Source organism: uncultured Sphingomonas sp. (genome assembly GCF_913778135.1).
GTDB lineage: Bacteria > Pseudomonadota > Alphaproteobacteria > Sphingomonadales > Sphingomonadaceae > Sphingomonas.
In genome coordinates this window covers 1-10,238 of the sequence record NZ_CAJYVU010000088.1, presented here as the reverse complement: position 1 = coordinate 10,238, position 10,238 = coordinate 1, and the positions used below count along the sequence as shown (strand labels likewise).

The window sequence follows — 10,238 nt, the reverse complement described above, 5'->3', positions numbered from 1 at the left end:
AAGATCGCGGCCTGCCGTGCCGGCGCCTGGCCGAGCCCGGCCGACAGCACGTTGCCCATGTAGATGCGCTCCACGGCTTCGGCGCTCACGCCTGCGCGCTCCACGGCTGCCTTCACCGCGGTCGCGCCCAGTTGCGGCGCGCTCGCACCCGCGAGACTTCCCTGCATCGACCCCATCGGGGTGCGGGCATAGGATAGGATTACGACGGGATCGGCGGCCATGACATGCTCCTGCTGGACGGTCGGCCTGTGTCGTGCCGACGCTGGTTGCTGCACTGCACCTAAGATATGGACTGCGCGATTGCCATAGCTGGAGGGACAAGCGCGACGTGAACGCTGGCATGTTCGACACCGCGGTTGCGCCGGTCATGCTGCCCGCGTGGCTGCTGGCCATGATCCTGAGTGTCGCGGGTGCGATCGCGGGCAGTTTCCTGTCCACGATCGTCGTGCGCTGGCCCGCCGACCGATCGGTATTGCACGGGCGATCGGGCTGCGATGGATGCGGGCGCACGCTGGCAGCATGGGAGTTGGTCCCGATCATCAGCGCGCTCGCCGCGCGTGGGCGCTGCCGGAACTGCGGTGCAAGGATAAATCCGCGCCACACGGCGTTCGAATTCGGTTGCGCGGGCGTCGGCATCGTATCCGCGTTCGCTGCCCCCGGATTAGCGGGCATCGCGGGTGCGGTATTCGGTTGGCTGCTGCTCACGCTCGCCGTTCTCGACGCGGACGAATTCTGGCTGCCCGACCCGCTCGTCGCCGCGCTCGCGCTCACCGGTCTCGCCAGCGCGATCTGGTGCCAGCCGCCGCTGATCGACCGCTTGATCGGCGGGGCGGGCGGGTTCGCATCGCTCTGGCTGATCGCGGCTGGTTATCGCCTAACGCGCGGGCGTGAGGGGCTGGGCGGCGGTGATCCGAAGCTGTTCGGCGCGATCGGACTGTGGCTCGGCTGGCGGATGCTGCCGGCGGTGCTGTTGCTCGCCGGGCTGGTCGGGTTGGGGTTCGTGCTGATGCAGATCATCCGCGGCCGCACGGTTGCGGCACAGGACGCGTTGCCGTTCGGCACCTTCCTCGGGCTGGCGGCTTACCCGGCGTGGCTGGTCATGGTAATCCTCGCGCCATGATCGCTGCTCTCATTGCCGCACTGCTGCTCGCGCCCGCCGCCGACCCGCGCCCGCCGGCCTCGATCGACGGCTATCCGATCGGCGGGATCGGGCGCCAGTCGCTGCCGGCCAGGGGCTGCGCGGCCTATCTGTTCAGCACGGGCGCGACGCGGACGCTCGTCGCGATGGCGGGGGCAGAGGCCGGAACACTGCGGATCGCGCTCGACGGAAAGGAGCGCGACTATGCGCGTGCGTCCTCCGGCGCTGCGGCCGACCTCGGCTTCGCGGAACAGACACGCTACGTCGCGGGCGACACCGCGCTCACGCTGACGATGACCGTGTCGCGCCGACCCGACCTGGCGCAGGGTGCGCTGGTGTCTGACGCGACGCTGCTGGTCGAACGCGCAGGCAAGGACGGCGTCATCATGCCGCTCGCCGGGATGATCGGCTGCGCGAGCTAGACAAAACAGAAAAGGGGAGAGTGCGATGCGTGACCTGTTGGACGCCCAGCGTGCCGCGTTCATGGCGAAGCTGCCCGAACCTCTGTCGGTCCGCCGTGATCGTCTGACCCGCGCCGCGGCGATGGTGTCCGACCACGCCGCCCGGCTGTGCGATGCCTTGTCGGAGGACTTCGGCCATCGCAGCCGTGAGCAGTCGATGATGACCGATATCGCGAGTTCGGTCGCGCCGCTCCGCCACGCGTTGAAACACATCGATCGCTGGGCGCAGCCGGAGAAGCGTGCCGTGCAGTTCCCGCTCGCGCTGCTCGGCGCAAAGGCAGCGGTCGAGTATCAGCCCAAGGGCGTCGTCGGCGTGATCGCGCCGTGGAACTTCCCGGTCAATCTCGTCATGTCCCCACTCGCCGGCATCTTCGCCGCGGGCAATCGCGCGATGGTGAAGGTGAGCGAGTTTACACCGGCGACCGGCGCGCTGATGGCGGAGATCGCGCGCCAGTATTTCGACCAGACCGAACTCGCGTTCGTCGAGGGCGGGCCCGAGGTCGGCAAGGCGTTCGCTGGGCTGCCATTCGACCATCTCATCTTCACCGGCGCGACCGGGGTCGCGCGCCACATCCTGCACGCCGCGGCCGACCATTTGGTGCCCGTCACGCTTGAACTCGGCGGCAAGTCGCCCGTCATCGTCGGGGAAAGCGCCGACATCACGCGCACGACCGAGCGGGTGGCGCTCGGCAAGATGCTCAACGCCGGGCAGATCTGTCTCGCGCCCGATTACATGCTCGTTCGGCCAGAACAGGAGGAGGCAATCGTCGCAGGCCTAAAGTCGGCCGCGTCGGCGATGTACCCGACCTTGCTCGCCAACCCCGACTACACCGCCATCATCAACGATCGCCACCATCAGCGCCTGACCGACTGGGTGGAGGACGCCCGGGCCAAGGGTGCCAGCGTCGAGGTGGTGAACTCGGCCGGCGAGGATTTTGCCGCCTCAAACAGCCGCAAGATGCCGCTCACGATCGTGCGCGACGTGACCGACGACATGGTGCTGATGCAGGAGGAAATCTTCGGCCCCGTGCTGCCGATCCGCCGGTACGAGGCGCTGGACCAGGCGATCGACGAAGTGAACCGCCGCGATCGGCCGCTGGCGCTCTATTATTTCGGTGAGGACGAGCGCGAGCAGCGCCGCGTGCTCGATCGCACAATCTCGGGCGGGGCGACGATCAACGACGTGATCTTCCACGTGTCGATGGAAGATTTGCCCTTCGGCGGTATCGGCGCGTCCGGGATGGGCAGCTATCACGGCCAGGACGGCTTTCGCACCTTCAGCCACGAGCGAGCGGTGTACCGGCAGCCGAAACTGGATGTCGCGAAGCTAGCCGGGTTGAAACCGCCCTATGGCGCGGCGACCAGGCGCGGTATCGCGCAGCAGATGAAGCATTAGCGCGCCGACCTGACACGCGCGGCAGAGCCCGGCGGATCGGCTCCGCCGGGCCGGGCGATCAATGCGCCGCGACGATCTCTTCCTTCAGCCGCAGCTTTTGTTTCTTAAGGTCCGCGATCACGGCGTTGTCGGGCATCGGCCGCTGCGATTCGTCGTGGATCCGCTGATCGAGTGTGGCGTGCTTCGCCTCGAGTGCCTGCACATGGGCAGTCTGCATCGCTCTATCCTCCTTCGTGGTTGAACGAGATCAAGGAGTGAACCACCAATTCGTGTGAAAGTCTCGTGACAAATCGCATCGTCGCGACGGGCTGCGACGCGGGCACGACGACGTGCGATTTGCTGCACAAGCGTATGCGGAGCCGCTATAAGAGGCGGCAGGCGCGAGGCGGTGCGGGCAGGGGGCGTAAGCGGGTGGACGAACAGCATATTCTCGCACGGCTCAATCTGCTCAGGATCGAGCATCGCGACCTCGACAGCGCGATCGCCGCGCTAGCGGGCAGGGTACCCGACCAGCTGCAACTCGCGCGACTGAAGAAGCGCAAGCTGCGATTGCGCGACGAGATCAGCGAGCTGGAAGATTATCTCATGCCCGACAGCATCGCCTGATCCCGAAATGACACTGGCGAAATGCGACTCACGACCACGCCGACGTGGCACCGACACCCGCGCTGTGGCACGATCCTGAGCCATGCTGCACCGCTTCCCCGACGACCGTATCCATCGCCGGCTGATCGACTCGATCTACGTCGAGGCGATGCTGCTCGCCGATGAGGCGCGGAGCTATTTCGACGAGGTCGGGCGGCTGGAGCGCGAGATGCTGTCGCCGATGACGCGCGTGTCGTTCAGTTGCGAGTCGTTGAAGGTTACCACGCGGCTGATGCACGTCATCGCTTGGCTGCTGACGCAGCGTGCGGTTTTGTCAGGTGAGCTGTCCGCGGCGCAGGCAACCGAGCCGTCGCGGCGGCTGGGCGAGGCGCCCGACACCGACGCGCTCGTCGCCGTTGATCTGCCCGAGCAGGCGCAGCGAATGATTGCGGCGAGCGTCGACCTGCATCGCCGCGTCGCGCGGCTCGATGCGGCGCAGGAGCGGAGCCTGCCCGATCCTAGCCCCGCGCGCATGATGCTGGACCGGCTCGCGACCGCGTTCTGATCCGAGACGCGGCCGGGTAGTCAGGCGGCCGCGGCAAGTCCCAGCCGCGCGCGGGCGGCGACATATTCGCGCTCCAGCTTGTCGACGCGCGTGGCGACGCTCTCGACCTTGTCAATCGCGCCGATACCCTGACCCGATCCCCAGATGTCGCGCCACGCCTTCGCCTTGCCGGCATTGTCGCCGCCGCCGAAGTTCATCGTCTTGTAGTCGCCCGCGGGCAGATTGTCGGGGTCGAGCCCGGCTGCCTGGATCGAGCCGCGCAGATAGTTGCCGTGCACGCCGGTGAACAGGTCGGAATAGACGATGTCGGCCGCGCGCCCCTCGACGATCCCCTGCTTGTAACGATCGTCGGCGTTCGCCTCCTCGGTCGCGATGAAGATCGATCCCGCATAGGCGAAGTCGGCTCCCATCGCCTCGGCCGCGAGCACCGCGTCGCCGGTGCCGATCGATCCCGACAGCGCGAGTGGGCCGTCGAACCATTGCCTGATTTCACTCACCAGTGCGAAGGGGGAGGTGCGCCCGGCATGGCCGCCGGCGCCCGCCGCGACCGCGATCAGCCCGTCGGCGCCCTTCTCGATCGCCTTGCGAGCGAAACGGTCGTCGATCACGTCGTGCAACGTGATGCCGCCCCAGCCGTGCACCGCGTCATTGACCTCCGCGCGCGCGCCCAGCGAGGTGATCGTGATTGGCACCTGCCACTTGGCGCAGACCGCCAAATCCTGTTCGAGCCGATCGTTCGACTTGTGCACGATCTGATTGACCGCGAAGGGCGCGGCGGGCCGGTCGGGATTGGCGCGATTGTGCGCGGCAAGCTCCTCGGTGATGCGGTGCAGCCACTCGTCGAGCATCGTCGCGGGGCGTGCATTGAGCGCCGGGAACGAGCCGACGATGCCTGCCTTGCACTGCGCAATCACCAGTTCCGGGCTGGAGATGATGAACAATGGCGAGCCGATGATCGGCAGGCGGAGGCGAGAGAGGATCGCGGGCTTCGACATAAGTCGGGTTATGCAGACGCGGTCGCGGCTGTCCAGCGTGCTATTCGACCTCGCGCAGGTCCGCGGCGGCGGCGCGACCGTTCTCGACATAATGCGCGGCCGACACCCTCAGCATCGCGATCGCGCGCTCGTCGAGTTGGCGCACCGCCTTTGCCGGGCTGCCGACGATCAGGCTACCGGGCGGGAAGGTCTTGCCCTCGGTCACCAGCGCGCCGGCACCAACCAGGCAATCGTCCGCGATCACCGCGCCGTTCAGCACGGTGGCGCCCATGCCGATCAGCACACGGTGCCCGATCGTGCAGCCGTGCAGGATCGCGTGATGGCCGATCGTCACATCCTCGCCGATCGTCAGCGGCGATCCCGGATCGGAGTGGAGCATCGCCCCCTCCTGCACGTTGCTGCGTGCGCCGATCGGGATCGGCGTGTTGTCGGCGCGGATGACGGCACGGAACCACACGCTCACGTCCTCGCCAAGCGTGACGTCGCCGACCACATCCGCACTGGGTGCGACCCAGGCGGTGGGATGGCAGGTCGGGCGATGTCCCTTGAAGGCGTAGAGCGGCACGTCGTTCTCTCCTGTTGCTGTCCCGTTCGGGTACGTCCCGTTTCGACACGCGCGTTAACCACCGGCGCTGATCGACCAAAACGTAAACGTCGCGTTTACCACCACCATGAAACGCAGACTTGTTCTCACCAACGAAGCCGCCGGCCATCCTTTTCGTCGCACGCTGCCGCCGCCGGTCACGGCAACGAAGGTGCGCAGCGACGATCAGGACGTAAAACTGTTCGTGCTGAGCTTTTTTGCTTTTTTCACCTGCTTTTACACACTGATCTTCTGATGCCGGCCTAGTCAGCGCACTCCGCTGCCGGGCAGCCGTCGTCGCACGCGCGGTGCAGTTTCTGCGCCAACCACGCACTCACCAGGCACATGCCGGCGACGACGAACAGTAGATCCTCGGCCGTGACGCCTGCCATGCTGATGGCGGTGACGACGCCCGCACCGACGACCATCGCGCCCGAATTGACGACATTGTTCGCCGCCACCGTTCGCGCTGTCTGATCCTCCGCCACGGTGGTGGTCAGAAATGCGTAGAGCGGCACGACGAACATGCCACCCGTTACCGCGATCGCGAGCAGCACCAGCAGCACCAGCGCCGCGCGCGGTTGCGCGATAAAGGCGGTCCAATCGTACAGTTGCCCCGGCGGTGCCGGCACCCAGGTGCGCACCAGCAGCGAGAAGAGCACGACGAACACGCCCATCGCGATCACCGACGCCGGCGCGTATCTGGCCGAGATGCGGCCTCTCAGCATCGTGTTGATTACCACCGATCCGATTGCGATCCCGATCGAGAGCGTACCGGTGAAGATGCTCGCGACCTGCTGGCTGGTGGTCAGCACGTTCTTCACCAGCGGTGGAAAGATGATGATCAGCACCGCGCCGATCGTCCAGAAGAAGCTGATCGAGAGGATTGCGAGGAAAAGCCGCGGGATGTGCAGCGTCGCGGATACCAGCTGCCACGACGACCGGATTGGATTGAGGTCGAGCTTGATCGGCGGACCCAGCCGAGGCGCGGGCGGGACCTGACGCCCGGAGAACCAGCCGATCGCGGCGACGATCAGCACGCCGACTGCGGCGCTGTGCGGCGTGATCCATCCGGCAACAACGGTGCCGGTCAGGATGGCGAGATAGGTACCCGCCTCGACCAGCCCGGTGCCCCCCAGCACATCGCCGCGCGCCAGATGCTGCGGCAGGATCGCGTATTTGATCGGCCCGAAGAACGTCGAATGCAGGCCGAGCAGGAACACCGCGCCCAGCATCAGCCCGATGCCGGTGGTCTGCCAGGCGGTATGCGCGACCAGCAACCCGGCGGCGCCGACCAGCATGATGCCGATCTCTGCAGTCTTGACGATGCGGATGATCCGCGCCTTGTCGTGGCTGTCGGCCAATTGCCCGGCCAGCGCGGAGAACAGCAGGAACGGCAGCGTCGACAGCGCGGTCGCGAACGCGTTGAAGCTCTGTTCGACCTTGGGATCGTTGAAGATTGCGTAGGTCGCGAACAGGACCATCGCCTGCTTGAACAGATTGTCATTGAAGGCGCCCAGGAACTGGGTGGTGAACAGCGGCAGGAAATTGCGGCGTTTCAGGAGCCCGAGGGCATTGATCATGACGCGAAGGAAGGCCCGTCCAATGGCTGGATTGGCGTCGGCATAGCCGCTTAACTTCCCCGCACCAATGGCGTTTGTTAGCGTGCCTGCCCCAGCGCACGGAGCCAAAGGGCGGGGATGGTGCACCCGCACCCCTTGTATCATGCCCGTGCCGGGTCCAAGCGTGCGGGGCCATGTTGTCGCTTCCCAACCTTCTCACGCTGTCGCGCATCGTGGCGGTCCCGCTGCTCGTCTGGTTCCTGTGGTGGCCGACCTGGGCCGCGGGGTTCGGGATCGCGTTCGCGCTCTATTGTCTGATGGGCGTGACCGACTATTTCGACGGCTATCTGGCGCGCGCGCAGGGGACGGTGTCGAAGCTGGGTGTGTTCCTGGATCCGATCGCCGACAAGATCATGGTTGCCGCGGTCATCCTGATGCTGGTCGGCACGCGCCACGACGATGTCGCGGTGATCACCGGCGTCCACATCATCGCGGCGCTCGTCATCCTGCTGCGCGAGATCGCGGTATCGGGCCTGCGGGAATTTCTCGCGGGATTGCAAGTGTCACTACCGGTCTCGCGCCTCGCCAAATGGAAGACAACGCTGCAACTTGTCGCATTCGGCGCGTTGATCCTCGCAGGTGCGCTCCCAGAGCAGCTGTGGATCAAGGCGGTGGGGCTTGGTTGCCTGTGGGGAGCCGCCGCGCTGACGCTGATCACGGGCTGGGATTACCTGCGCGTCGGTATCAGGCATATGGACTAAGCAATTGCAATTACTTTACTTTGCCTGGGTTCGGGAACGTATCGGCTTTGGTGCGGAAGAAGTCGATCCGCCCGCGACTGTCGCCACGGTTGCCGACCTGATCGTCTGGCTCTCCTCACGCAGCGATGGCCATGCCGCCGCCTTTGCCGACCCCGCACGGTTGCGCGCCGCGATCGATCAGGCGTTCGTGCCGCTGGACACGTCGGTGGTCGGCGCGCGGGAGGTCGCGATCTTCCCGCCGGTGACGGGCGGATGAGCGATCAGGCGCTTATTCGGGTGCTCGTCACCACCGAGGCGATCGACGTGGCCGCGGAACAGATTGCGCTGGAGCAGGGCGGCGCGGTCGCTACCTTCACCGGTCTGGTACGCGCCGACGACGGTGTCGCGACGCTGGAACTCGAACATTATCCCGGCGCCACGCAGGCGGCGTTGACGCGATTGGCAGAGGAAGCGGTGCAACGCTGGCCGCTTTCCGCCGCCTCGATCATCCACCGGGTCGGCCCGATGCAGCCGGGTGAGCGGATCGTCTTCACCGGCGCCGCCTCGGCCCACCGCGCCGCGGCGCTGGAGGCTTGTGCCTTCCTGATCGATCGGTTGAAAACCGACGCGCCCTTTTGGAAGCGCGAGGTCGTCGGTGGCGAGGCGCGCTGGGTCGAGGCGCGCGACAGCGACGATCACGCCGCCGATCGCTGGCGCTGAGGTCAATGCGCCGTTTTCAGCACCTCCGCGAGCAGCTGGAAATCTCGCTCGCGCGGTGAGGCGCGGCGCCATACCAGTGCCAGCGTGCGCGAGGGGTGCTCGGCGTCGAGTGGGCGTGCCGCAACTCGGGTGTGATCGAGAATGCCCGCATCAAGCGCGATCTTCGGAAGCATGGTGACGCCGAGCCCGTTGTCGACCATCTGAACGACGGTGTGGAGCGAGGTGCCGAGCATCGTCGCCTCCGCACGCAACTCCGGGCGGTTGCAAGCGGCAAGGGCGTGATCCTTCAGGCAATGCCCGTCCTCCAGCAGCAGCAACCGGGTCTCGTCGATGTCGGCTGGCTGGATCGCGCCATGCGATGCCGCGACCTCGCCCTCGGGAAAGGCGAGGAACAGGCGATCGTCGAACAGGGGCGCGACCGAAACGTCGCCGCACGCGTACGGAAGCGCCAGCAGCACGCAGTCGGCGCGTCCGTTCGCCAAAGCCTCGCAGGCGGGGCCGCTCGGTTCCTCGCGCAGGAACAGCTTGAGTTCGGGGTAATCGGCGCGAAGCCTCGGCAGGATGCGGGGCAGCATGAATGGCGCGATCGTCGGGATGACGCTCATCCTCATCTCGCCAGACAACGGCCGCCCGGCGGCACGCGCCATGTCGCCCAATTCCTCCGCCTCGCGCAGCACGCGTCGCGCCTTGATCGCGATCTGGTCGCCGAGCGGCGTGAAGCGAACCACACGGCGTGTCCGCTCGACCAGCGTCACGCCGATCAGCGTCTCCAGCTCACGCAGCCCCGCTGACAGCGTCGACTGCGTAACGAAGCAGGCGTCAGCGGCGCGGCCAAAATGTCCGTGATCCTTGAGCGCGATCAGATACTGCAACTGCTTGAGCGTGGGCAGATAGGTGGCTGACATTCATCGCTCCGCTCGATCAGATTGCGCGGCGATAAACGATGGGATCGATCAGGCAAGCAGTGTCTGCTTGGCATGCCTCAAGCGCGTTCAGATCAGCACCGCGACGACGAAGCCGTAGGTGCTGGTGACGGTCAGCACTGCCCCAACGAGGATCAGCAGCGTGCGGGTCGGGATGCGCTTCGCCAGCACCGCGCCGAGCGGCGCGGCGGCGACCCCGCCGATCAGCAGTCCCAGCGTGGCAGTCGCGAAATCCTTGAAACCCAGATGAAAGATGAACGCAGCCGACACGGTGAGCGTCAGAAAGAACTCGACCGAGTTGACGGTGCCGACGACGCGGCGTGGCTCGACACCCTGAACCAGCAGGTTCGAGGTCACCATCGGACCCCAGCCACCACCACCAACGGCATCGAGAAAACCACCGACCAGCCCGATTGGCGCGACGATGCGTGCGTGGCCATGCTGCGGGGTCGACAAAAGGCCGCGAACGAGCAGGTAGATGCCCATTGCGACGAGGTAGGCGAGGACGAACGGCTTCACGACGCTGCCATCGACGCTGGTCAAAACATAAGCGCCGGTCACGCCACCGAT

General features: G+C 66.3%; 15 protein-coding genes and 1 pseudogene. 9 read left to right on the top strand and 7 right to left on the bottom strand.

From position 1 onward, the window contains the following. Positions 1 to 221: pseudogene (locus tag QZ847_RS08050) on the bottom strand (acetyl-CoA C-acetyltransferase); the annotation flags it as partial. Between the two features lie 119 nt (positions 222 to 340). Here QZ847_RS08050 and QZ847_RS08045 point away from each other — a divergent pair. Genes QZ847_RS08045 through QZ847_RS08035 form a run of 3 tightly spaced genes read left to right on the top strand, consistent with a single transcriptional unit; the run spans position 341 to position 2,995 of the window. Next, positions 341 to 1,120 carry an A24 family peptidase gene (locus QZ847_RS08045; RefSeq protein WP_294355212.1) on the top strand — a complete coding sequence of 260 codons (780 nt, stop codon included), beginning with the start codon at positions 341 to 343 and terminating at the stop codon, positions 1,118 to 1,120. Beyond that, positions 1,117 to 1,560, top strand: a complete 444-nt coding sequence (locus QZ847_RS08040; RefSeq protein WP_294190376.1) for a hypothetical protein — start codon at positions 1,117 to 1,119, stop codon at positions 1,558 to 1,560. Before QZ847_RS08045 ends, QZ847_RS08040 begins: the two co-directional genes overlap by 4 nt. A gap of 25 nt (positions 1,561 to 1,585) precedes the next feature. Beyond that, entirely contained in the window at positions 1,586 to 2,995 is a 1,410-nt protein-coding gene (locus QZ847_RS08035) for a coniferyl aldehyde dehydrogenase (RefSeq protein ID WP_294355207.1), read from the top strand. A 58-nt stretch (positions 2,996 to 3,053) separates the two neighbouring features. On the opposite strand, the gene QZ847_RS08030 is transcribed toward QZ847_RS08035, so the two are convergent. After that, a complete protein-coding gene (locus QZ847_RS08030) occupies positions 3,054 to 3,212 on the bottom strand; it encodes a YdcH family protein (RefSeq protein ID WP_093007477.1) in 159 nt (52 codons plus the stop codon). 194 nt (positions 3,213 to 3,406) lie between these two features. Between QZ847_RS08030 and QZ847_RS08025 the strand changes: the two genes are divergently transcribed. Both QZ847_RS08025 and QZ847_RS08020 read left to right on the top strand, forming a co-directional pair. After that, on the top strand, positions 3,407 to 3,601 hold the full coding sequence (locus QZ847_RS08025) for a DUF465 domain-containing protein (RefSeq protein ID WP_294355204.1): 195 nt from the start codon (positions 3,407 to 3,409) through the stop codon (positions 3,599 to 3,601). A gap of 82 nt (positions 3,602 to 3,683) precedes the next feature. Further along, positions 3,684 to 4,145 carry a DUF1465 family protein gene (locus QZ847_RS08020; RefSeq protein WP_294355201.1) on the top strand — a complete coding sequence of 154 codons (462 nt, stop codon included), beginning with the start codon at positions 3,684 to 3,686 and terminating at the stop codon, positions 4,143 to 4,145. A gap of 20 nt (positions 4,146 to 4,165) precedes the next feature. Here the strand turns inward: QZ847_RS08020 and QZ847_RS08015 are convergent, their stop codons facing one another. Together QZ847_RS08015 and QZ847_RS08010 are read right to left on the bottom strand one after the other, a co-directional pair. Beyond that, complete coding sequence (locus QZ847_RS08015) at positions 4,166 to 5,140, bottom strand: nitronate monooxygenase family protein (protein ID WP_294355199.1); 975 nt, start codon at positions 5,138 to 5,140, stop codon at positions 4,166 to 4,168. 40 nt (positions 5,141 to 5,180) lie between these two features. Continuing rightward, positions 5,181 to 5,705, bottom strand: a complete 525-nt coding sequence (locus QZ847_RS08010) for a gamma carbonic anhydrase family protein (RefSeq protein WP_294355197.1) — start codon at positions 5,703 to 5,705, stop codon at positions 5,181 to 5,183. Between the two features lie 106 nt (positions 5,706 to 5,811). Between QZ847_RS08010 and QZ847_RS08005 the strand changes: the two genes are divergently transcribed. Further along, positions 5,812 to 5,979 carry a hypothetical protein gene (locus QZ847_RS08005; RefSeq protein ID WP_294190371.1) on the top strand — a complete coding sequence of 56 codons (168 nt, stop codon included), beginning with the start codon at positions 5,812 to 5,814 and terminating at the stop codon, positions 5,977 to 5,979. Positions 5,980 to 5,986: 7 nt separating this feature from the next. Here the strand turns inward: QZ847_RS08005 and QZ847_RS08000 are convergent, their stop codons facing one another. Then, positions 5,987 to 7,306, bottom strand: a complete 1,320-nt coding sequence (locus QZ847_RS08000; RefSeq protein WP_294355194.1) for an MFS transporter — start codon at positions 7,304 to 7,306, stop codon at positions 5,987 to 5,989. A 173-nt stretch (positions 7,307 to 7,479) separates the two neighbouring features. Here QZ847_RS08000 and pgsA point away from each other — a divergent pair, with 173 nt between their 5' ends. Genes pgsA through QZ847_RS07985 form a run of 3 tightly spaced genes read left to right on the top strand, consistent with a single transcriptional unit; the run spans position 7,480 to position 8,745 of the window. Next, on the top strand, positions 7,480 to 8,046 hold the full coding sequence (gene pgsA, locus QZ847_RS07995) for a CDP-diacylglycerol--glycerol-3-phosphate 3-phosphatidyltransferase (protein ID WP_294355192.1): 567 nt from the start codon (positions 7,480 to 7,482) through the stop codon (positions 8,044 to 8,046). A gap of 4 nt (positions 8,047 to 8,050) precedes the next feature. Then, positions 8,051 to 8,302: a molybdopterin converting factor subunit 1 gene (gene moaD / locus QZ847_RS07990; protein ID WP_294355189.1), complete on the top strand. Its 252-nt coding sequence runs from the start codon at positions 8,051 to 8,053 to the stop codon at positions 8,300 to 8,302. Then, entirely contained in the window at positions 8,299 to 8,745 is a 447-nt protein-coding gene (locus QZ847_RS07985) for a molybdenum cofactor biosynthesis protein MoaE (RefSeq protein ID WP_294355186.1), read from the top strand. The genes moaD and QZ847_RS07985 overlap by 4 nt, the downstream gene beginning before the upstream one ends. 2 nt (positions 8,746 to 8,747) lie before the next feature. On the opposite strand, the gene QZ847_RS07980 is transcribed toward QZ847_RS07985, so the two are convergent. Together QZ847_RS07980 and QZ847_RS07975 are read right to left on the bottom strand one after the other, a co-directional pair. Further along, positions 8,748 to 9,650, bottom strand: coding sequence for a hydrogen peroxide-inducible genes activator (locus tag QZ847_RS07980; protein ID WP_294190366.1), 903 nt, complete (start codon positions 9,648 to 9,650; stop codon positions 8,748 to 8,750). Between the two features lie 87 nt (positions 9,651 to 9,737). Continuing rightward, a partial coding sequence (locus QZ847_RS07975; protein ID WP_294355183.1) for a sulfite exporter TauE/SafE family protein occupies positions 9,738 to 10,238 on the bottom strand: 501 nt, incomplete at its 5' end.

Excerpts from the sequence above, each read along its gene's own strand:
- QZ847_RS08030 (WP_093007477.1), bottom strand. The coding sequence starts at position 3,212 with ATGCAGACTGCCCATGTGCAGGCACTCGAGGCGAAGCACGCCACACTC.
- pgsA (WP_294355192.1), top strand. The coding sequence starts at position 7,480 with ATGTTGTCGCTTCCCAACCTTCTCACGCTGTCGCGCATCGTGGCGGTC.
- QZ847_RS08015 (WP_294355199.1), bottom strand. The coding sequence starts at position 5,140 with ATGTCGAAGCCCGCGATCCTCTCTCGCCTCCGCCTGCCGATCATCGGC.
- QZ847_RS08000 (WP_294355194.1), bottom strand. The coding sequence starts at position 7,306 with ATGATCAATGCCCTCGGGCTCCTGAAACGCCGCAATTTCCTGCCGCTG.
- QZ847_RS08005 (WP_294190371.1), top strand. The coding sequence starts at position 5,812 with ATGAAACGCAGACTTGTTCTCACCAACGAAGCCGCCGGCCATCCTTTT.
- QZ847_RS07980 (WP_294190366.1), bottom strand. The coding sequence starts at position 9,650 with ATGTCAGCCACCTATCTGCCCACGCTCAAGCAGTTGCAGTATCTGATC.
- QZ847_RS08045 (WP_294355212.1), top strand. The coding sequence starts at position 341 with ATGTTCGACACCGCGGTTGCGCCGGTCATGCTGCCCGCGTGGCTGCTG.
- QZ847_RS08040 (WP_294190376.1), top strand. The coding sequence starts at position 1,117 with ATGATCGCTGCTCTCATTGCCGCACTGCTGCTCGCGCCCGCCGCCGAC.
- QZ847_RS08020 (WP_294355201.1), top strand. The coding sequence starts at position 3,684 with ATGCTGCACCGCTTCCCCGACGACCGTATCCATCGCCGGCTGATCGAC.
- QZ847_RS07985 (WP_294355186.1), top strand. The coding sequence starts at position 8,299 with ATGAGCGATCAGGCGCTTATTCGGGTGCTCGTCACCACCGAGGCGATC.
- QZ847_RS08035 (WP_294355207.1), top strand. The coding sequence starts at position 1,586 with ATGCGTGACCTGTTGGACGCCCAGCGTGCCGCGTTCATGGCGAAGCTG.